This window comes from Bradyrhizobium sp. AUGA SZCCT0105 (genome assembly GCF_018129565.1).
GTDB lineage: Bacteria > Pseudomonadota > Alphaproteobacteria > Rhizobiales > Xanthobacteraceae > Bradyrhizobium.
In genome coordinates this window covers 1-19864 of sequence record NZ_JAFCMK010000018.1, presented here as the reverse complement: position 1 = coordinate 19864, position 19864 = coordinate 1, and the positions used below count along the sequence as shown (strand labels likewise).

Sequence of the window (19864 nt, the reverse complement as noted above, 5' to 3'; positions counted from 1 at the left end):
GCGGGATCGTTGGCAAGTGACTAGACCGTCTCTTCCGCCCCGCTGCGCTCGCGGCCGGACACCCGCAGGCGAGTGAGTTCAATCCACGCCAGCGCAGCGTTGATCCATCTCTGCCGTTCGGCTCCATCGGCTTCAGCGGCGAGCTTCATCGCCGCAACTGCCTCATGCTCGGGGTCGTACTCGGTCTCCATCGGGCGGAAATATAATCGCAGATCGTAAACGATCACGCGTCGATGGCACCGTAGGAATCCGGGGCGGCCGCAGAAACCGGGGCCGTGATCATCGGGAAGTATTACGCCCGTCAGCTCGCCCAGTTTGGATAAGAGCGATCAGCCGTTCTTCGCGGCGCGATTGAAAGCTTGGACCTTCACCAGGTCTTTCGAGTGGGTGCCCTCGCTGTCGGTCTTCGTTTTTGAGTCCACGCCGACAGGTTGCACCGACCGGATAGCCTCTTTGACATTGTCCGGCCCTAGCCCGCCGGCGAGTATTACCGGAGTCCGAACGGTCTCGACGATCGTTCGGCTGATGCTCCAATCATGCGTGACGCCCTGCGCACCGATTTGAGGATCGCCAACGCGATGACTATCAAGCAGGATCCATTCGACAATTCCATCGTAGGCGCGCGCCACCTGCAGCGCCTCGGGTCCTGTCACAGGTACGCTACGCATGAACCTGACACCTGGCAAAGACCTTCGGAGCGCCGAAACATGGTCGGGGGCAAGCAACTCATTCGAAGCACCGAGGTGCACGATAGGCGGGCGGAGCTCCCTGACCATCCGTTCGATCATCGCGACATCCGGCGAGAGGAACAGCGCCGAGAGTACGGACGGCCCCCTGATAGCTTCCATAACCGCGGCCGCTTCGGAAACCGGAAGCTCCCGGGGGAAAGCGCCATCCCCGACAAGTACGCCGACATGATCGACGCCGATTGCGGATATTGCTTCGGCTTCGGCGGGCGTCGCAACTTCGTAGATCTGCGTCAGCATTGTTCGATACCGACTCTGATTAGGCAGATGAGATGGAAGATCAGGCCGACTTGCGCCTCGCCCCAGCCGCCGGCTTTTTCGCCGCCGCATCCTTCGCCGGCTTCTTGCCGGCAATCGACATCAGCATCTCCTTCTGGCCCGCAGCAGCCTTCCGCGGCTTCTTGGCGGGCTTCCCAGCCTTCGCCTGCGCGGCCTCCTGACCAACGCTCCGACGCAGCGCCTCCATCAGGTTGACCACGTTGGTCGCGGCAGGCTTTTCCTTCGGCGTGATCGGCTTGCCGGCGCGCTTCTGATTGATGAGCTCGATCAGCGCGGTCTCATAGTGGTCCTCGAATTTTTCGGGGTCGAACCGGCCGGCCTTCTGGTTCACGATGTGCCTGGCGAGATCGAGCATGTCCTTGGTCACTTTGACGTCCTGGATCTCGTCGAAATACTCCTGCTCGGAGCGCACTTCGTAAGGGTAGCGCAGCAGCGTCCCGACGAGCCCCCTGTCCATCGGCTCGAGCGCGATGATGTGCTCGCGGTTGGTCAGCACGACCCGCCCGATCGCGACCTTGTCCATCTCGCGGATGGTCTCGCGGATCACGGCGAAGGCGTCGTGCCCGACCTTGCCGTCGGGGCGGATGTAGTAGGGGCGGATCAGGTACCGAGGATCGATGTCGGTCCTGTCGACGAACTCGTCGATCTCGATGGTCCGGGTCGACTCCAGCGCGATCTCCTCGAGCTCCTCCTTGGTAACCTCGATGAACTGGTCCTTCTCGAGCTGGTAACCCTTGACGATGTCCTCGTTCGGCACCTCGTCTCCGGTGTCGGCGTCGACCTTCAGGTATTTGATGCGGTGGCCGGTCTGCCGGTTGAGCTGGTTGAACGAGATCTTCTCGCTCTCCGACGTCGCCGGGTAGAGCGCGACGGGACAGGTGACGAGCGAGAGACGGAGAAACCCTTTCCAATTGGCTCGGGGGGCCATGTACGCAGAACTCCGGTTCGAGGCGGCCTGGATTCAAGACGAACGGGCGAAGCCGGTTCCGACACGCCGGCTGCCATCCACGAGATTCATCCCTCCGCGGCTGAGTCTCTTGACTCTTTAGGAACGGAACAGGAACATAATCACGTGAAAGCCGCTTCCCACCAGACCGAGCCCGCACTCCAAGACCTGGACGCGGCCGCCGATCAGGCGATCTCAGCCTGCGGGGGCGATGCCCGGCAGGCGGTGAAGGCGCTCATCGTGGCCAACGACTTTCTCGAGACCCAGCTCGAAGGGCTCCGGAAGCAGGTCTCGACGGGCTACGCCCGGGGACGGCTTCCAGGGACGCGCGAACAGAGGGGTGATCCAGATGACTGACGTGACGTACTACGTCGCTCTACCGTTCGTTTTCTCCGACGACGGCGTGGCTGCCGGCGAGGCGGCCGAGTGTCTCAGCGCCAACGCCGCCGTCATGCGGGCCGAGGCCCTCTCCCGCAAGCCGGGTCATGCCGGCGCCATCGCGTTCTCGCGGACAGGAGACCCTTCGAGCGGTGACTTCAGCGACGCAAAGCTGATCCGGAAGTTCGGCGAGGTGCCCGAGGACCTGAGCGCGCTGTGAGACCCGAGAAGCTCGACTGGTTGCGCAGCGAGATCACCCCCATGCGTGCCCAACTCCGCGCCCAGGAGCGGGAGATCAGGATGCTGCAGCGGGCCGGCGTCGCGACAGCCTCGGCCGAGCTCCTGCTGGCCCGGATGCGGGCGAAGGTGGACGACCTCTGCCGCGAACGGGACGCCCTGAGGAAGGGGGCCGCTGCAGCCACGCGAAGTTGAGCTGGCTCAAAGCGAACCGCGCCGACCGGCGTAGAGTTGATTCCGTACCTAGCGGCATGAGAGCGCGCTCCGGTGCTGTTACGGTTGCGGAGACCCGGACTCCTAGGCACTCCGGGCTCCGCTCTATCTTTGCGACCGCAGTTACGGCGTCGGCTCCGAGAGCGACCCGTGGGCACGTTCGAGGGAACGAAGCTCGGGACTGCGGGTTGAACCGCGAAAGCATTTGGACAGTTTGAGAGCAAGATCGGCCTCGGCAGCAATATGGTTGCCGGGGCCGATCTCTGTTTGGCTACTTGGCCGGCGGCCGCAGCGGACTTTCCGCCCATTGCCGCGCGGCGGGGTTACGCAACGGATCGTCCTCGCAAGACAGGCAGACATAGCGCGGCCGGGCGGGCGCGGCATCTTCGGGGACGGCCGTCATCGGCTTGCCGCACGTCGGACACGCCTTCCGGATCGGGTAGAGTACCGCCATTGGATTTGTCCCTGCCTCAGGCAGCTTAGTTCCCGACGTGCGGAGAGCGCAAGTAGATCGCAGGAAGCTATCCGACTGCGTCAGATCACTTGACGCGACGGCAAGCGCGCGTTGAAATTCGGCTTTCAGTGATGTTGCGGGGGTGGCGTCGTGGAAGAGTTCTACAGGAGCTTCGCGCAGCGGGCGCGCGATCTGGCCGAGAACGCGGATCCGTTCACCAGGCGACGGCTGCTCGACCTGGCTCAGCGATACGATCTCAGGAGCAAGCCCGGAAGCCCGGGCGGAAGGTCGATCCCGCCGCCGCGGGCGACGCCTCCGACGGTGCTGTTCTCCGGCTCTGGCGAAGCCAGATAGATCCTCGAGCGAACCTCACCGATCGCCCTCTTCGCCTTTGGAGGTGATCTCGGCGGCGCGCCTCTCGCATTCCTCGGCAAGACCGGTGAGACGCTCGACCGTGTCCGGATCCGTGATGGAGGCAACAAGCCTCCGGCACCGTTCGGCCTGGGCCAGCAATTTGGCTCTTTCATTCTCCATGGAAGATAACGACCGCTGCTCACTGGCGTTGCTGGCCGTCTGCGCCAAATCCGCGACCTCAAATCGCGCAGCATGTGAGACCCAGTTCACACGGCGCCGCGCCTCGGCCAGCTACGGTGTCCTCTCCCGTTCTTCGGAGAAGACCGATGTTTGTCGCCTTGGCCAGAGCGCTCTCGCAAGCGACCCGCGCGGAAGTCGGCACCGAGGAGCTGAAGATCGTCGCGATCTTCTGCGGCGCCGGCCTGCTGCTGTCATTGCTGGCGGCCATGGCCTTCGGCCTCAGCCTGGGAGCCGAGCCGTTCTGAGCCCCGGCTCCAGCGCGTCCTAGTCTCGCGCCCGACGGAGAGCCGCCTGCAGCTTCTCGCGCTCCCGCTCCCAGCGCGTGTCCTCGGCCTGAGCGCGCTCGTCGAGCTTGGCCCGCTCGGCTTCGATATCAGCTACTCTCGCGTCGTGCGCCCGCTTGGCCTTCTCGAGATCGGCTTGCGCCTGGGCGACAGCCTTGTCGCGGCGGGCGCGGTCCCTCTCGCGAGCGGCTTCCTCCTTGCGTCGCTCGGCGTCCCGTCGGCGCTGCTCCTTCTCGAAATCCTGCGCGGCTTTGCGCGCGGCCTTGTCGTCGATCTTGGCCGGGCGCTTCGCAGGCTTGGCCTGACGCCGCTTGGGGCGTTTGGCGCCTTCCTCTTCCGCCAGGTCGGTCGGCAGCTCGGCGTGCTCGGTGAAACCGCCGGTCGAGCCGACCGGACGCCGCAGCACCACGCCCGGCTTCGCCATCGTGACGGCGACGATGTCAGGGTCGTCCGTTTCACGCGCGGCGCCTTGATGGAAGAGGTTGCTGTTGGCGCCCCAGGCCTCCAGCGCCGCCTTCATCGACGGCGCCGCGACGGCCTGGTCGTAGAAGCCCAGCGACGTGACGTAGGTTTTCAGTTTTCTCGCCATCGAGCTGCTCGCTCAGCCTGTCGTGAACAACGACGCTACGCAGGAGGGCCGGCCCGTGTTCCCAACCCTGGGAGCCGAACTCCGCCCCGCCGCCGAGCCGCTCAGCCGATGCTGCTGCGCCCGCAATCCGGCCGAACAACATCTACGCTCCTGAAAACGCCGTGAATCGCTTGAATCTCGGATACCTCGCGGGCCCGTATTGTGCCACACCGGTAAGCGAACAGCGCTATCCCTCGAGAATCGATGCTTCAACACACGACCGATCTCGCGGCCTTGGCCGAGGCACTCAGCCGATCGTCGGACTATCGGGTGCTGCGCCGCCTGGTCCCGCGCATACCGTTGTCCCGGCCAGCGGGGCAGGAAACCAGGACCGGCATCCTGCTCGACACAGAGACGACCGGCCTCGATCATCGTAAGGACGAGATCATCGAGCTTGGGATGGTCAAGTTCGACTACACGCCGGACGGTCGGATCGTCGGCGTCAGGGATACGTTCGCCGCCTTCAACGAACCTTCCGCCCCCATCCCGCCCGAGATAACCGCGATTACTGGCATCACCGACGAGATGGTCGCCGGCCAGCGGATCGACGATGCTGCCGTCTCCGCGTTCGTCGACGACGCGGTCATCACGATCGCGCATAACAGTGGTTTCGACCGGAAGTTCGCGGAGCGCTATTGGCCGGTCTTCGAGCACAAGGCCTGGGGCTGCAGCGCGACCGAAATCGACTGGCGTGAGCACGGCTTCGCAGGCGCGCAACTCGGCTATCTGCTGAACGGGACCGGCTTCTTCCACCAGGCGCACCGCGCCGTCGATGACTGCCACGCACTGCTGGAGGTCCTGGACTTCGTACTGCCGACGACCGGTGCGCCGGCGCTCGCGCTTCTGCTCGAGACCGCCCGCAGGCCGACGCTGCGGGTCTGGGCGGAGCAGACCGCGTTCGAGCTCAAGGACTCGCTGAAGCGGCGCGGCTATCGCTGGAACGACGGCAGCGACGGCAGACCCAAGTCCTGGTTCATAGATGTCAACGAGAGCGGTCTGGACGACGAGATCGCCTTCCTGCGAGCCGAGATCTACGTGCGCGAGGTCGAGCCAAGCGTACAGCGGCTGACCGCATTCACCCGGTTTTCCTGCCGGGCATAGCGATAAATCCTTCAGGGCGTCCATCCTCGCGTGCCCATAAGAACGCCGTGATTTCTGCCGGCAGCATTGAAATCGTAGATCTTCAGGTCGGACCAATCGAGCTTTCCGTGAACCTCGGCCAGAGACTCCTTATCCAACTTCTCGTACACCTGAACGGCGAAAAGGATCCGCCTAGCGGCAAAGGCGTCGCCGAACTCCGCGATGATCTTGGTTATGGGAGGTTCTGTCCGGCGCAGATCGAGGCCTTCCATCTCATTCAGCGCAGTGCCCCAAGGCGGCGCCACGAAGACGATCATGGCCTCATCGGGCGCGGTATGGAGTTGACCGAGCATGACGCCGTAATCGCCGCACTTCAGATCGATGGCCCGATCGAGGGCCGCGAGGTTTTGCTTGGTCAGCTGAAAGACCTGAGGGTCGAACTCGAAGGCGATTCCGCGCGATCGCGGCACGTGCCGCAATATCCAGTACAAGGTATTGCATGAGCCTGCGAAAGGATCGACGACGACCCACCGGCCTGGCGCCGGAAGCGACGCCGCGACGGCCGCGACGTCCTGCCCGATGCGGTCGGCAACGGCATCTCGGGTGCACTCGACGGCGGTCCGGCCGAGCAAACGCACCCCGCGCGCGTACCACTCCGCCGGCTTCATGCCGTACAGCCGGACGAAGTCAGGATCGGAGAAGCTGTCGCTACCGTATCGACGGACCTCTTCGAAGGTCAGCAGCTGGTTGCGCTTCGCGCCGTGCAACAGCAACGCTCGGTCATGAAGCGGTGTCTCGGATTCCTTCGAACGCTCATTCATGTACGGAAGCTCCTGCGATCGACGTTTCCAATTTCAGCACGCTGTCAGGGCTCGGCTGCCACGAGCAGACCCGGACGAACGCAATGGACGGTCAGCGCAGCGATGCGACAACCACGAAGGACTCCTGTGGAAACGTCAGCCTGCCGTTCGCGAGCATCGAGGGATCCAGACGGGCCGCCACGTCGTCGGCGATAGTCGTGATCGTGCGCTCACGTCCGGCGTCGTCCTCTCTCGTCAACAGTGCGGCCATCGGGGTCGCCGTGAGCTGGAAGCGAACGTAGTCGAGTGCCGATGGAAAGCCGATCTCCTTGGTCACGGTCTCGACACCCACACGGTCGAAGCCCGCCTGGCGCACCCAATTGCCCACCTCGTCGGCGTTGCACGTAAGATGCTCGGCACGTTTGGTCCGCGAGGACTCTGGCCCGAGAAACCCATCCAGCGCCTGAACGAAAGCGTTCGCCGCCGGAGTGTGCTCGATTGCGCTGTAGACGCTGAGCCCGAGGCGTCCGGACGGCCTGAGGACGCGAGCCATCTCTCGGAGCGCCTGCGGTCGGTCAGGAAAGAATTGCAGTCCGAGTTGGCAGAGCACGACATCGAAGCTGCGCGTTGCGAAGGGCAAATCCAGCGCGCTGCCCTCGGTCCACTCCACGTCGCTGGATTTCGCCCGGGCCACGGCCAGCATGGCCCCGTTGAGGTCTATGCCGACCAGCCTTCCGACGTGGCCGCGCTCGGCCAGCCGTCGCGCCACGACACCGGTCCCGCACGCCACGTCCAGTACGCTTTCGCCCTTCGCAGGCTCGATGCGATCGAGTAGATCATCGGCCCAGACCGACGTGATGGCGGGGACGAGATACCGCTCATACAATTCGGGAGCGCTGGCATCCATCTGCCAATGATCGTGAACTGTCATGACACCCTCTTGAAATTGGCCGGGTGAAACCGAGAAGATCAACAAATATTCCCCATGCTGACCGATAAGGACGGCCAACACAAGGTCTCTAAAAGTATGCTCGTCTTCCGGCGGAGTGTCGACGTTTGGCAGAAACTGGCGAAGACTGGCCGCTGGTTCAGCGTCCCAAGCGCTTCTCGACCCGCTTGCGGCTATTGCCGACCTTCTTGACGGCCTTCTTCACGGCCGATGCCGAGCGGCCGGTCTTCTTCGTTTCGTAGCGGACTTCGTAGTCCTGTCCCTTGGCGACGCGGGCCCGGTCCTGATTGCGTCCTCGCGTGGTCTTCTTCGCTGCCTTTGCCATGGTCGGCTCCTTCGTTGAACGATGCCGAAGCAACGTCACAAGGATTCACTGGTTCCGGAACGATTCCACGTGTGCCATCTTGAATCACGTTTGTTGCGTGGAGTTAGTTCGTGGCGTTTGCGCGTAGGAAGCCTGCCGATCTCGGCGTCAAGGCACCGTTTCCGGATTTCGTCGAGCCGGCCCTGGCATCCCCGATCGAGAGGGTGCCGTCTGGAGAGCGATGGATTCACGAAGTCAAGTTCGACGGCTACCGCGTTCAGACCCACATCCACAACGATGCCGTTAATATCTTCACTCGCCGCGGTCACGACTGGACGCACCGTTTCAAGAAGGCCGCCCACGACGCCTGGCGCGTCAAGGCCAAGTCCGCGGTCGTCGATGGCGAGATCGTCGTACCCGCAGCCGACGGCACCACCGACTTCTCGGTCCTTCAGAACGAGCTCAAGGGTTCGTCAAACAAGATCGTGCTGGTCGCCTTCGACCTGCTCTACCTGGATGGCCGCGACCTCAGGAAGCTGCCGCTCTGGCAGCGCAAGGCCGCGCTCAAGAAGATCGTCGAGGGCACCGACGTCCAGTTCAGCGAAAGCTTCGAAATCGAAGGTCCGGATATGTTCGCGCACGCCTGCAAACTGGGGCTGGAAGGCGTGGTCTCCAAGGTCCGCGACGGCACGTATGTGAGCGGCCGCGGCAACAATTGGGTGAAGAAGACTTGCGCGCAGCGCGAGACGCTGACCATCGCGGGCTTCGCCCTCGACGGCACCAAGTGGGACGGGCTCTACGTCGGACGACGCAAGGGCGGAGATCTCGTCTATGCCGGCAAGGTCGACCATGGCTTCGACAAGACCTCGACGGCGGAGCTCCGGAGACGACTGGAGCCGCTCGTCCGGAAAACCCAACCCTACGCCAAGCGCATCGCCCACAAGGGCGTCTGGGTTGAGCCCAAGTTGCTCGCCGAGATCGAGTACCGGGCAAAGTCGGCGGAGGGGAAGGTGCGACATCCGTTCTTCAAGGGGCTGCGCGAGGACCTTTGAGCCGCCGCGTGGAGCCTCGCCCGCAAGGCGGACGACGGCAACCGAACAATAGCCGCCGGAGCGAACGCGCGGGTGGTGCTCAGATTTCAACGTCTAGCTCACCTGTTTCTCGGCGAGCTGAACTCTGGCTCCGGAATGAAACCATCGCGATTAGGCATCCTGATTTTCGGCAAGGAGTCCTTGTCGACCTTGCTGTCCGCGGGAACGATGCCGTTCAGGCTCAGAATGTAGGCGGTGACGGCGCAGGTCTCGTCGGTGCTGAGCGAGCCCGGCGTCGGGTAAGGCATCGCCCGATGGATGTAGTCGAACAGGGTCGTCGCATAGGGATCGGCGGGACGGCTGCGCGTTACCGCCGCGGCTACGTCGTTCCCGGCGCCGTGGAGCAGAGTCGTGAAGTTTCGGGAGAACGACCTGCGGCCGTTGCGCGCTACGCTCGCGGGACAACCTTATCTGGGTGGAGACAGCCCGACCTACGCGGACTATTACGTGTTCGGCGCCTTTCAGTGGGCGACGGCGATCAGTAAATTTCGCCTGCTTGAGGACGGCGATCCGATTGCTGGCTGGCGGCATCGAATGCTGGAACTTCACGGCGGCTTGCCGGAAACGTGCCGGGCTACGCGGTCTGATCGGTGCCGCCGCAAAGCCGTTGGCTGTCGTGTGGGGCGTCGAAGTCGAGCGCCGGTCCGACCGGGACGATGCCCGTTGGATTGATCGAGCGGTGGCTCGCGTAGTAGTGCCGTTTGATGTGGTCGAAATCAACGGTCTGCGACACGCCTGGTGTCTGGAAGATTCGCGCGTGTAGGACGACAGATTTGGGTAATCCGTTATCCGCCTGATGTTGCACTTGAAGTGGCCGTAATAGACCGCGTCGAATCGGATGAGCGTCGTGAACAGCCGGATGTCCGCCTCCGTAAGGCTACCGCCCAAGAGAAAGCGCCTATCCGATAGGCGCAGATCCAGCCAGTCCAACGTGTCAAAGAGGGGGGCGACCGCCTCTTCGTAGGCCTCCTGATTGGTGGCGAAGCCGGCCTTGTAGACGCCGTTGTTCAGAGTGTCGTAGACGCGCGCGTTCACGCCATCGATCTCCTCGCGCAACTTCTTGGGATAGTAGTCGCCTTGTGCTGCGCCGATATCGTCGAAAGCGGAGTTCAGCATGCGGATGATTTCCGACGATTCGTTGCTTACGATCGTTTGCCGATGCTTGTCCCAGAGAACCGGAACGGTCGCCCGGCCGGTGTACTGACCATCGGCCTTGGCATAGATTTCGTATAGGAATTTCGCGTGGTTTACGTCATCGGGAACGACGCCGGCACCGTTCGCGAATGTCCAGCCATTCTCGGCCATCAGCCAATGCACCACAGAAACTGATATCTTGTCTTCAAGCCTCTTGAGTGCGCGCATTATGAGGGTCCGGTGCGCCCAGGGGCAGGCGAGGCTCACATAGAGGTGGTAGCGTCCCGTTTCAGCCTTGAATCCACCGGTGCCGCTCGAGCCTGGGCTGCCGTCGGACGTGATCCAGTTGCGAAAGGATGCGTCCTTGCGCACGAAGCGGCCACCGGTAGGCTTCGTGTCGTACCAGGCATCGCGCCATTCACCTTCAACAAGCAATCCCATCGGAATCCTCTTTCCGCCGTTTGAGCCGAGCCGAGCTTACGACGACGCATCCTTGTCCGAGTTGCTCGGCGTTTGTCGGGAGGTTGTCGTCGACGAGAATACGCGATCGGAAGCAATTTCCGCCGCGACCTCGTTTCCGGTGTTGGCGAGGGGTGCCTCCGCGTCGGGATAGGCCTCATTCGCTTCACCAGCGCAAGGCGGCCGGACGTGATGGTGGGCGGCTTCTCGACAAGGGGCTGCTTTGGTTCGTGCCCGAAGGCGCTTGAAGCGAGCACGAGCAGAGTTGTAACGATCAGCATCGTTCGTCGCCCCGCATGAGCATTTTCTTTCGCCGAAGCTCAGGGCTCACACATAGCGAGTTCGTCTGGATGCCGAAATTGAAACAAATGAAACTTATTGTTTCCAAAATTGACCATCAACGTACAGCTAACTGGAAGGGCGGCCGGATGGAGGCGCTGCGGCGGCTATCGGAAGAAGCGCCAGGTCGACACGCTCCTTCTTCCACCATTGATATCATTGAAGCTACTAGACCCAAATCCGCTTGCACGTCGTCTGTTGTGGTTCGCGACACTCTGGCTTCTCGGCGTCGCAAGCGTAACCGTCTTCTCGCTTGCTCTGAAACTGTGACTTTCACCGCCCTAGTATTGCCGAGTGGCACACCTGCCGCCAGCCCGGGTTGCGCGCGTTAATCCGCCGACCACCGTCGGTTAGGCAACTTTTCCTCGCGCCTTGTTTGCCGCGGACCACCGCCGCTCGATTTCCTTCACCGCCGCCCGCATGCTGGGCAGATACTTTTTGGCGGCCGCCTCTGGGGTCATCGAGGACGAGAAGAAGATCAGATTGAGACTGCCGAGAACGGGACCCCCGCCCGGAATGGCCAGCGCGATTGCACTAATGCCCGCCTCCGATCCACCAACGGACGATGCGTAGCCGTCCTTCCTTGTTTGAGAGAGAATTTCTTCGATGAAGTGGCGGTCCTTCGCCAACGCCGCGTCTTCCTCGACCAGCGATGCGGTGAGGTCCAGCATTTCACGCCTCAGCGCCGGCGCGGAGGCGGCTAGGATGGCTTTCCCGAGCGCGCTGCGCACCAAGGATCTTCTTCGTCCGACCATGGAGCGATGAACGGAGAAAGGACTGAAGGGATGTGTGCTCTCGCGGATAAGCACCGAGCCGAGCTCGAAGACACCGAAGTCGCTGGGCCAGCAGACGTTATCCAGGAGGCCGAACATCGCGGGCAGGGCCGCCTGGCTCGACAAGTCGCGAGAAGACACGCCCTCGCTCAAGGTGCGCACCTGGGGCGTCAGGCCGAACAACGCGTTCGTTTCATCAAAGGTCACGTAGCCGTCTTCGCACAGCGTATCGAGCAGGCGATAGCACGTCGTCCGGTTGAGACCGGTCCTCTTCGCGAGCCGAACGACGTTCGATGGCCCGCTTGCGTTTAGCTCGTTGATCAGAGCCAAACCTCTCGAAAGTGCCCTGACGTTGCGATGCATGGTCCCTCCGGACGTGTTCGCGGTGCGAACATTTCACAGAGTCTGATGGAATCATAGTGCGAATGGCGGCAATCCATCGCCCAACCCGCTGAGACAGGCGGTGGCGGGAGGAAACGATGGTTCATTCAAGGTTTTATCTGTCCGCGGCCGTATGTTTGGCCCTCGCAATGCCCGCTGCGGCGCAGACCGCTGGCGGCAGCCCAAATCTGAGCGGTGGTAAGGTCAAGGTCGGTGTCCTGACTGACATCGCCGGCCCCACGGCCATGGCGAACGGCAAGGGCTCGGTGATCGCCGCTGAAATGGCCGCCGAGGACTTCGGCGCCGGACTTATCGTCGAGGTGATCTCGGCCGACCATCAGGGCAAGCCCGACGTCGGATCGCAGATCGCCGCACGCTGGTTCGACGTCGAAGGCGTGGACGCGATCGCCGACATGCAGGGATCCCCGATCGGCTTCGCCGTGCAGAACATGGCGGCGCAGAAGAGCAAGATCATGCTGTTGTCCGGTTCGACCTCCTCGGACTTCAACGGCAAGGCCTGCTCGCCGCTCACGGTCCAGTGGACGGTCGACACCTACAATCTCGCGAAAGGCGCCGCCAAGTCCGTGGTCGAGGCCGGCGGAACGAAGTGGTACTTCCTCACGGTGGATCAGGCGTACGGCAACGCCTTGACGCGCGATACGTCTGAGCAAGTCAAGCTAAACCGCGGCCAGGTGGTCGGTAACTCGGTGTTCCCGCCGAACACGTCCGACTTCGCGTCGTTCCTACTCACCGCGTCCAATGCCGGCGCCAACGTGATCGCGATCGCGGCGTCGAGCGGCGATACGGTCACCGCGATGAAACAGGCGGACGAATTCGGTCTGAGCTCAACGGCCAAGATCGTTCCGCTTCAGTCCGTGCTGACGGACGTCTACGCGGTAGGTCAAAAGATCGCGCACGACGCCTACGAAGTGTCGCCGTTCTACTGGGACCGGACGCCCGAAACGCGCGCTTGGGCCGAACGCTTCTTCGCCAAGGCCAAGATCATGCCGACCGGATTTCATGCGGGCGTCTACTCCTCGGTCGCGCACTACCTGAAGGCGGTGAAGGCGACGGGTACCGACGATGCTCCGACCGTGATGAAGCAAATGGAGAAGGAGCGGGTGCACGACTTCTTCGCCGCTGACGGCTACATCCGTGCCGATCGCAAGATGATCCACGACATGTACCTGCTCCAGGTCAAGAAGCCCGGCGAGAACAAGGGTGCCTGGGATCTCTACAACGTCATCCAGACATTGCCCGGCGAGTCCTTGAACCGGCCTCTTTCGGAGAGCCCGTGTCCCCTAGTCAAGAAGTAACCGGCGGTAATCGATCGAAACTCAACTCGGCGTTCGAAGGAATCCGATCATGTCAGTGGCCATCGTCTGCGCTTCCCATACTCCCTTGATGTACAAGGGGCCCGCCAGCAATGAGACCGAGCAACGTGTTCGAACTGCGTTCGGACATCTCGGGACCTTCGTGAAAGAGTTCGCGCCGGACTACATCATCCAGTTCGCGCCCGATCATTTCAACGGCTTCTTCTACGACTTGATGCCATCGTTCTGCGTCGGAGCGGGGGCCGTCTCCTTAGGGGATTGGGGAGGTGGGACTGGGCCGCTGGATGTTCCGGAAAAGACGGCACTCGAGCTCATCGACCACGTGAGGGCCGAGGACTTCGACGTGGCGGTGTCGTATCGCATGCCGGTCGATCACGGCTTCGTCCAGTTGTGGGAGGCAATGCTCGGGGACTTCAAGTCGATTCCGATCCTGCCGATCTTCGTCAACGCCGCTGCGCCGCCCGTTCCGACCTACCGCCGAGCCCGGCAACTCGGTGAATCGGTAGGCCGGTTCGCGGCGCGTTCCGGCAAGCGGGTGCTGTTTGCCGCGTCGGGCGGCCTCTCGCACGATCCGCCGCTGCCGTCCATCAAGGACGCGTCGCCCGAGATTCGCGAGCGCCTGATCAACGGGCGGAATCCGAGCGCGGAAGCCAAGGAAGCTCGCGAGAAGCGCGTGCTCGAGGCGGGCGTTCTCGCCGAGGCGGGCAAGGGACCGTGTCAACCGCTCAATCCGGAATGGGACAAGGACTTCATGGAGCTCCTGCGCAGCGGTCAGATCTGGCGTGCCGACGCGCTCGACACCAGCAAGGTCCGCGAAGTTGCGGGGCGCGGCGCGAATGAAGTTCTCGCATGGGTCGCCGCCTTCGGTGCCTTCTCGACCGGCGGGCACTTCAAGATGGAGCAGGAATTCTACGAAGCCATTCCGGGATGGATCGCCGGCATGGCGATGATGGCGGCCAAACAGGCCGACGGCACTCACTGATCACGAAACCCCGCGCGAATGCGGAAGCATCGCGGAGCAGGCAAATGGCATACGAAACAGACGTGCTCATCATCGGCGCGGGGCCAACGGGCTCGACGACCGCTCTGGCGCTCGCCAATTGTGGCGTTCGCAGTCACATCGTGTCGCGCGGCAACTGGATGGCAGACAGCCCGCGGGCCCACATCACGAACCAGCGCGCCAACGAGGTCTTCCGCGATCTCGGGATCGCGGACGACGTCGCTCGGTACGCAAGCCCTTGGGAGCTCATGGGCGACACGACCTTCACGACCAGCCTGGCCGGCTCCGAGTTGATCCGGATGCGGACGTGGGGAACCGGCGACGATCGCCGCGGCGATTACCTGCGTGCCAGTCCTTGCGGAATGGTCGATATCATCCAACCGCTGCTCGAGCCCATCCTGTTTCAGAAGGCTGCGGAGAAGGGCGCGACCTTCGCGTTCAACACCGAGTATGTCCGCCACGAGCAGGATGCCGATGGCGTGACGGCGACGCTGCGGGATCGCCTGGATGGGCGCGAATACACCGTCCGCGCGCGCTACATGGTCGGCGCGGACGGCGCCCGATCTATGGTGGTCGATCATCTCGGGCTGCCGATCGAAGGCCAGATGGCGCGCGCAGGCACCGTCTACACCGTCTTCAACGCAGATCTCACCAGATACAGCAAACATCGGCCGAGCATTCTGAACTGGATCGTCACGCCGGACGCGAGCTTCGGGGAGATCGGCATGGGGCTGCTGCGGGCCGTGCATCCGTGGACGCAATGGATCGCCGGCTGGGGCTTCGACATCAGCAAGGGTGAACCGGACCTGTCGCCGGAGGCGATCATTCCGAAGATCAAGGTGCTGATTGGCGATTCTTCGGTCGACATCGACATCTTGAGAACGTCGATCTGGTATGTGAACCAGGCCTACGTGACCCAATATTCGAAGGGCCGGGTGCTCTGCGGCGGCGATGCGGTCCACCGGCATCCACCGTCGAGCGGACTTGGCAACAACACCTGCGTGCAGGACGGCCATAATCTCGGTTGGAAGCTCGCCTACGCCGTGAAGGGTTGGGCCGGCCCGAAGCTTCTGGAAAGCTATTCGCAGGAGCGCGCGCCCGTCGGAAAGCAGATCGTGCTGCGCGCCAACCAGTCCCGGCTCGACTATGCCCCGCTGAACGCATGCTTCCGCGTGCCGGGCGCCGAGAATCCGGTCGCCGCCGGCATCGCACGTTTCCGCGATCCCGGTCCGGATGGCGTCGCGGCCCGGAAGGCGGCGCAGGCCGCGCTTGATCTCAAGCAGACGGAATTCAATGCCCAGGGTACCGAGATGAACCAGCGGTACGAATCCTCGGCCGTGATTCCAGACGTCGGTGGCGAGCCCGAGCAGTGGCGGCGAGATCGCGGCCTCTACAATCAGCCGACGTCGCGCCCGGGTGCCAAGATTCCGCATGCGTGGCTCGTCGATCGCGACGGCATGCGGGTGTCAACGCTCGACGTGACAGGCAAGGGCCTCTTCACGGTCGTGACGGGCCTCGCCGGCGCGGCGTGGAAGGAGGCGGCGCTGCGCCTCGACCTGCCGTTTCTTCAGGTCGTCGTGACGGGTTCTCCCGAAGCGCAGGACCTCTATTGCGAGTGGCAGCGCATTCGCGAAATCGAGGAAGCCGGCGTTCTTCTCGTCCGTCCCGATGGTGTGGTCGCCTGGCGCGACATGGAGGGGACCTCCGACGTGGGCAAGGCCTTCGACCGGCTGAGCGCAGCCCTACGTGCGGTTCTCGATCTCCCTGACCTCTCGGCGATACCGCGCGTGAAGCCACAGCAACCGTCGAAGCCGAGCGGCGCGCCGCTCTTCGCCTGACACTCAAGCCAACGAGATCGAATCATGAGCGATATAAGACCCGAGAACTTTTCCAGCGTCTGGGCCGACCTGCGGGGCGTTTCCTTCAAGCAGCACTACATCGACGCCGGCGGAATCCGGACCCGCTGCATCGAGTCGGGCGACCCGTCCAAGCCGCTCGTCTTGGCGCTGCACGGCGTCGGCGGCCATGCCGAGGCTTACTCTAGAAACTTCGGTCCGCACGCCGATCAATTCTGGTTCGTGGCCATCGACATGCTGGGCCACGGATGGACCGACAAGCCGGCCATCGACTACCAGGTCAAGGACTACGCAAACCATGTCCTCGCCGTCCTGAAGACGCTCGGCAGAGACAAGGCGATGATCAGCGGGGAATCGCTGGGCGGCTGGGTCGCGACCTATCTCGCCGTACATCGTCCCGCCGTCGTGGAGAAACTGGTCCTCAATACCGCCGGCGGTTGGACCGCGCACCCACAGGTGATGGAACGACTGAAGAAGCTGTCGAACCAGGCCGCTTCCGATCCCTCATGGGAGCGGATCAAGACGCGCCTCGAATTCCTGATGTGCGACAAGAGCATGGTCTCCGACGACCTGATCGAGACCCGCCGGGCGATCTACGCGCAGCCGGGATTCGCCGACACGATGAAGCGGATCATGTGCTTGCAGGAGATGGAGATCCGTCGGCCCAACATGATCACCGCCGACCAATACCAGTCGATCAAGGCGCCGACCATGGTCGTGTGGACATCGCATGATCCGACCGCCACGCCCGAGGAAGGGAAGCAGATCGCGGACATGATTCCGGGGTCGAAGTTCGTCGTCATGAACCGCTGCGGCCACTGGCCTCAGTTCGAGGACGCGGAGCAGTTCAACCGCCTCCACATCGAATTCCTCCGGACCGGCAAATAAGGATCGTTCAGATGAACCAGCAAACCAAGCACGGCGAGCTCGCCGCCCAGATCCGCGCAGCTTACGCCGGTACCCCGATCGCGCCCATCCGGACGCAACTCGCTGAGCTCGACGTCGATGCGGCCTACGCCATTCAGCAGGAGAACACCGCGCACTGGGAGAAAGAAGGCCGGCGCGTAGTCGGAAGCAAGATCGGGCTGACCTCGCGCGCGGTCCAGAAGCAACTCGGCGTCGATCGTCCGGACTTCGGCGTCCTTTTCGCCGACATGATCGTGGGCGAGGACGAGCCTGTCGCTGCGGAGCGTGTCTTGCAGCCGAAGATCGAGGCGGAAGTAGCCTTCCTTCTCGACCGCGACGTCGAGGTCGAAACGCCGACCGTGGCCGACGTGCTCCGGGCTGTGGCCTACGCGATGCCTGCGCTCGAGATCGTCGGCAGCCGCATCACCAAATGGGACATCGGTATCGTCGATACGGTGGCCGACAACGCTTCGTCTGGCCTCTTCGTTCTGGGCGGGCCGGTTCGACGGCTGGATGGCTTGGACCTCCGCGCCCTCCAGATGCAGATGACGAGGAAGGACGAAGTCGTCTCGAAGGGGACCGGCGCGGCCTGTCTCGGCAATCCGCTCAACGCGATGGCCTGGCTCGCCGGCGAACTCGCCCGCCGCAAGCGGCCGCTGCGCGCCGGCGATGTCGTTCTATCCGGAGCGCTGGGGCCGATGGTGCCGGTTAACCCGGGCGACGCGTTCGAGGCTAACATCGCGGGTCTTGGCACCGTCTCGGCGCGGTTCGCCTGAGCGCATCTGAAGGAACACCAAATGAAGCTCGTCAGATTCGGCAATCCCGGCGCCGAAAAGCCGGGACTCGTTGACGATCAGGGGCGACTGCGCGACCTGTCGAATGTCATCACTGACCTCATCCCCGCCAACCTGTCGCGTTCAGCGCTCCAAAAGATCGCTGCGATCTCTCATCCACGCTGCCGCTCGTCGCCGGCGAGCCGCGCCTGGGCGTGCCAATCGCCGGCGTCGGAAAGTTCATCGCGATAGGTCTGAACTATGCCGATCATGCGGCGGAGGCGAACCTTCCGCTGCCCTCCGAGCCCATTGTCTTTCAGAAGGCGATCACCTCGCTCAGCGGACCGAACGATGATGTCGTTCTGCCGAAAGGTTCGAAGAAGTCCGACTGGGAGGTGGAGCTCGGAATCGTGATCGGCACGCAAGCTTCCTACGTCGAGCGCGCCGACGCGCTCGCCCACGTCGCCGGCTACTGCATCGTGAACGACGTGAGCGAGCGCGAGTACCAGATGGAACGCGGCGGCACGTGGGACAAGGGCAAGGGCTGCGACAGCTTCGGACCTGTCGGCCCGTGGCTGGTGACGACGGACGAGGTCACCGCCCCCCAAGCGCTCGACGTCTGGCTCGACGTCAACGGACAACGCATGCAGGCGGGCAACACCCGTACCATGATCTTCGACTGCGCCGAGATCGTCAGCTACGTCAGCCGCTTTATGACGCTGATGCCCGGCGATAACATTGCGACCGGCACGCCGCCTGGCGTGGGCATGGGCAAGAAGCCCGCTGCGATCTATCTGAAGCCGGGCGACGTCATGACGCTCGGAATCGAGGGACTCGGAACGCAACGGCAGCAAACCCGCGAATGGTCGCCTGCTGCGGGACAGCGGACATGACCGTCTACAGCGGAAGGTTCGAAGGACGGACGGCCGTCGTGACCGGCGCAGCCTCCGGCATCGGCCGCGATGTCGCCCGTCGCCTGGCTGCCGAGGGCGCGCGCGTCTCCATGTGGGACTTGAACACCTACGCGCTCGCCACCGCCGCGGGTGAGGCCGGGGCCGCGAATACGCAGTCAGTCGACATCGCGGCAGAAGATGCCGTCGATGCGGCCATGGGGCGGAGCCTCGAGGCGCTGGGCGGACGGCTCGACATTCTGGTCGCAAGCGCCGGCATCACGGGGCCGAACGGAGCCGTGAAGGATTATTCGGGCAACGATTGGCGGAAGGTCTTCGACGTCAACGTCAACGGCGCCTTCTACTGTAACCGCGCCGCAGTCCGCGCGATGGAGAAGGGCGGCTACGGTCGCATCGTCAACGTTGCCTCGGTCGCGGGAAAGGAAGGCAACCCGAACGCTTCGGCCTACAGTGCGTCCAAGGCGGCCGTGATCGCGCTCACCAAATCTCTAGGCAAGGAAACGGCCACGACCGGCATTCGTGTCAATTGCATCACGCCGGCGGCGATCAAGACACCCCTGTTCGATCAAATGACGGCACGGCACATCGACTTCATGCTCTCGAAAATTCCGCTCGGAAGATTCGGCACGATCGAAGAGGCGACCTCGCTGGTTTGCTGGCTCGCCAGTGAGGAATGCTCGTTCAGCACCGGGCCATATTCGACCTCTCGGGTGGACGGGCGACCTACTAAGGCGAGGCTTCGGCATGTTCGCGGTGCGAACAGTTTGTGGGAATGCGTTGTGGCCTTGGTCGCGTGGTTCGATAGTCACAGAAACAACAAAAGACGCCAAAGCGCGTATGGAGGAAACGATGATCATCAGTAGAACTGAAACAGGTTGACGAGCGCGCTATCGGCACAGCCGACAGCACGCCCGAACTTCGCAAAACGAACCGACGACGGCTCGGTGAGGAGAAAATGTGCGGTTGCGCCGAAAAGAATAATCCGTTGATTTCGAGAGTGTATCTTTCACGGGAT

Annotated in this window: 22 protein-coding genes and 4 pseudogenes; 14 read left to right on the top strand and 12 right to left on the bottom strand. The window is 63.1% G+C overall.

Features of this window, described 5'->3' with window-relative positions:
- Window positions 1-20: 20 nt before the first annotated feature.
- The 3 genes from JQ573_RS38680 to JQ573_RS38670 form a co-directional block, all read right to left on the bottom strand.
- A complete protein-coding gene (locus JQ573_RS38680) occupies window positions 21-227 on the bottom strand; it encodes a hypothetical protein (RefSeq protein WP_155258048.1) in 207 nt (68 codons plus the stop codon).
- Between the two features lie 102 nt (window positions 228-329).
- Window positions 330-986 (bottom strand): phosphoribosylanthranilate isomerase, encoded by a 657-nt coding sequence (locus JQ573_RS38675; protein ID WP_249132752.1) that lies wholly within the window; start codon window positions 984-986, stop codon window positions 330-332.
- Between the two features lie 40 nt (window positions 987-1026).
- Complete coding sequence (locus tag JQ573_RS38670; RefSeq protein ID WP_212320366.1) at window positions 1027-1953, bottom strand: Ku protein; 927 nt, start codon at window positions 1951-1953, stop codon at window positions 1027-1029.
- 144 nt (window positions 1954-2097) lie between these two features.
- Between JQ573_RS38670 and JQ573_RS38665 the strand changes: the two genes are divergently transcribed.
- Together JQ573_RS38665 and JQ573_RS38660 are read left to right on the top strand one after the other, a co-directional pair.
- Window positions 2098-2328, top strand: a complete 231-nt coding sequence (locus tag JQ573_RS38665) for a hypothetical protein (RefSeq protein WP_128962337.1) — start codon at window positions 2098-2100, stop codon at window positions 2326-2328.
- Window positions 2321-2569 (top strand): hypothetical protein, encoded by a 249-nt coding sequence (locus JQ573_RS38660; protein WP_028160438.1) that lies wholly within the window; start codon window positions 2321-2323, stop codon window positions 2567-2569. The genes JQ573_RS38665 and JQ573_RS38660 overlap by 8 nt, the downstream gene beginning before the upstream one ends.
- Before the next feature lie 501 nt (window positions 2570-3070).
- On the opposite strand, the gene JQ573_RS38655 is transcribed toward JQ573_RS38660, so the two are convergent.
- Window positions 3071-3253 (bottom strand): hypothetical protein, encoded by a 183-nt coding sequence (locus JQ573_RS38655; protein ID WP_028160437.1) that lies wholly within the window; start codon window positions 3251-3253, stop codon window positions 3071-3073.
- A 150-nt stretch (window positions 3254-3403) separates the two neighbouring features.
- Between JQ573_RS38655 and JQ573_RS40840 the strand changes: the two genes are divergently transcribed.
- On the top strand, window positions 3404-3607 hold the full coding sequence (locus JQ573_RS40840) for a hypothetical protein (RefSeq protein ID WP_212320368.1): 204 nt from the start codon (window positions 3404-3406) through the stop codon (window positions 3605-3607).
- Between the two features lie 15 nt (window positions 3608-3622).
- On the opposite strand, the gene JQ573_RS38650 is transcribed toward JQ573_RS40840, so the two are convergent.
- The gene (locus tag JQ573_RS38650) at window positions 3623-3835 is read right to left on the bottom strand and encodes a hypothetical protein (protein ID WP_212320370.1); all 213 of its coding nucleotides are present in this window, start codon (window positions 3833-3835) and stop codon (window positions 3623-3625) included.
- 98 nt (window positions 3836-3933) lie between these two features.
- On the opposite strand from JQ573_RS38650, the gene JQ573_RS38645 reads away from it, so the two are divergent.
- A complete protein-coding gene (locus JQ573_RS38645) occupies window positions 3934-4092 on the top strand; it encodes a hypothetical protein (protein WP_164935709.1) in 159 nt (52 codons plus the stop codon).
- A gap of 19 nt (window positions 4093-4111) precedes the next feature.
- Here JQ573_RS38645 and JQ573_RS38640 read toward each other — a convergent pair whose 3' ends face one another.
- Window positions 4112-4720, bottom strand: coding sequence for a cell envelope biogenesis protein TolA (locus tag JQ573_RS38640; protein ID WP_212320372.1), 609 nt, complete (start codon window positions 4718-4720; stop codon window positions 4112-4114).
- A gap of 243 nt (window positions 4721-4963) precedes the next feature.
- Between JQ573_RS38640 and JQ573_RS38635 the strand changes: the two genes are divergently transcribed.
- Complete coding sequence (locus tag JQ573_RS38635) at window positions 4964-5860, top strand: 3'-5' exonuclease (RefSeq protein ID WP_212320374.1); 897 nt, start codon at window positions 4964-4966, stop codon at window positions 5858-5860.
- An 11-nt stretch (window positions 5861-5871) separates the two neighbouring features.
- On the opposite strand, the gene JQ573_RS38630 is transcribed toward JQ573_RS38635, so the two are convergent.
- The 3 genes from JQ573_RS38630 to JQ573_RS38620 all read right to left on the bottom strand — a co-directional run bounded on the left by JQ573_RS38630 (window position 5872) and on the right by JQ573_RS38620 (window position 7913).
- The gene (locus JQ573_RS38630; RefSeq protein ID WP_212320376.1) at window positions 5872-6660 is read right to left on the bottom strand and encodes a hypothetical protein; all 789 of its coding nucleotides are present in this window, start codon (window positions 6658-6660) and stop codon (window positions 5872-5874) included.
- Between the two features lie 91 nt (window positions 6661-6751).
- Window positions 6752-7651: a methyltransferase domain-containing protein gene (locus JQ573_RS38625; protein WP_212320378.1), complete on the bottom strand. Its 900-nt coding sequence runs from the start codon at window positions 7649-7651 to the stop codon at window positions 6752-6754.
- A 76-nt stretch (window positions 7652-7727) separates the two neighbouring features.
- On the bottom strand, window positions 7728-7913 hold the full coding sequence (locus JQ573_RS38620) for a DUF3606 domain-containing protein (RefSeq protein ID WP_212320380.1): 186 nt from the start codon (window positions 7911-7913) through the stop codon (window positions 7728-7730).
- Window positions 7914-8023: 110 nt separating this feature from the next.
- On the opposite strand from JQ573_RS38620, the gene ligD reads away from it, so the two are divergent.
- Complete coding sequence (gene ligD / locus JQ573_RS38615) at window positions 8024-8944, top strand: non-homologous end-joining DNA ligase (protein WP_212320382.1); 921 nt, start codon at window positions 8024-8026, stop codon at window positions 8942-8944.
- Window positions 8945-9042: 98 nt separating this feature from the next.
- Here ligD and JQ573_RS38610 read toward each other — a convergent pair.
- Window positions 9043-9270: pseudogene (locus tag JQ573_RS38610) on the bottom strand (c-type cytochrome); the annotation flags it as partial.
- A gap of 64 nt (window positions 9271-9334) precedes the next feature.
- Here JQ573_RS38610 and JQ573_RS38605 point away from each other — a divergent pair.
- Entirely contained in the window at window positions 9335-9655 is a 321-nt protein-coding gene (locus tag JQ573_RS38605) for a glutathione S-transferase C-terminal domain-containing protein (protein WP_312011752.1), read from the top strand.
- Here JQ573_RS38605 and JQ573_RS38600 read toward each other — a convergent pair.
- Both JQ573_RS38600 and JQ573_RS38595 read right to left on the bottom strand, forming a co-directional pair.
- Window positions 9558-10558, bottom strand: a pseudogene (locus JQ573_RS38600) (glutathione S-transferase family protein). The gene JQ573_RS38605 and the pseudogene JQ573_RS38600 overlap by 98 nt on opposite strands.
- A gap of 707 nt (window positions 10559-11265) precedes the next feature.
- Window positions 11266-12051 (bottom strand): IclR family transcriptional regulator C-terminal domain-containing protein, encoded by a 786-nt coding sequence (locus tag JQ573_RS38595; RefSeq protein WP_212320386.1) that lies wholly within the window; start codon window positions 12049-12051, stop codon window positions 11266-11268.
- A 167-nt stretch (window positions 12052-12218) separates the two neighbouring features.
- On the opposite strand from JQ573_RS38595, the gene JQ573_RS38590 reads away from it, so the two are divergent.
- The 7 genes and pseudogenes from JQ573_RS38590 (at window position 12219) to JQ573_RS38560 (ending at window position 19579) form a co-directional block, all read left to right on the top strand.
- The gene (locus JQ573_RS38590; protein WP_212320388.1) at window positions 12219-13385 is read left to right on the top strand and encodes an ABC transporter substrate-binding protein; all 1167 of its coding nucleotides are present in this window, start codon (window positions 12219-12221) and stop codon (window positions 13383-13385) included.
- A 49-nt stretch (window positions 13386-13434) separates the two neighbouring features.
- Window positions 13435-14385 (top strand): 3-carboxyethylcatechol 2,3-dioxygenase, encoded by a 951-nt coding sequence (locus JQ573_RS38585; protein WP_212320390.1) that lies wholly within the window; start codon window positions 13435-13437, stop codon window positions 14383-14385.
- Window positions 14331-16241 carry an FAD-dependent monooxygenase gene (locus JQ573_RS38580; RefSeq protein ID WP_249132750.1) on the top strand — a complete coding sequence of 637 codons (1911 nt, stop codon included), beginning with the start codon at window positions 14331-14333 and terminating at the stop codon, window positions 16239-16241. Before JQ573_RS38585 ends, JQ573_RS38580 begins: the two co-directional genes overlap by 55 nt.
- A gap of 24 nt (window positions 16242-16265) precedes the next feature.
- On the top strand, window positions 16266-17147 hold the full coding sequence (locus tag JQ573_RS38575) for an alpha/beta fold hydrolase (protein WP_212320392.1): 882 nt from the start codon (window positions 16266-16268) through the stop codon (window positions 17145-17147).
- A gap of 11 nt (window positions 17148-17158) precedes the next feature.
- Window positions 17159-17941, top strand: a complete 783-nt coding sequence (gene mhpD / locus JQ573_RS38570; RefSeq protein ID WP_212320394.1) for a 2-keto-4-pentenoate hydratase — start codon at window positions 17159-17161, stop codon at window positions 17939-17941.
- Window positions 17942-17962: 21 nt separating this feature from the next.
- Window positions 17963-18831: pseudogene (locus JQ573_RS38565) on the top strand (fumarylacetoacetate hydrolase family protein).
- A pseudogene (locus JQ573_RS38560) lies at window positions 18828-19579 on the top strand (SDR family NAD(P)-dependent oxidoreductase). The pseudogenes JQ573_RS38565 and JQ573_RS38560 overlap by 4 nt, the downstream one beginning before the upstream one ends.
- Window positions 19580-19864 lie beyond the last annotated feature (285 nt).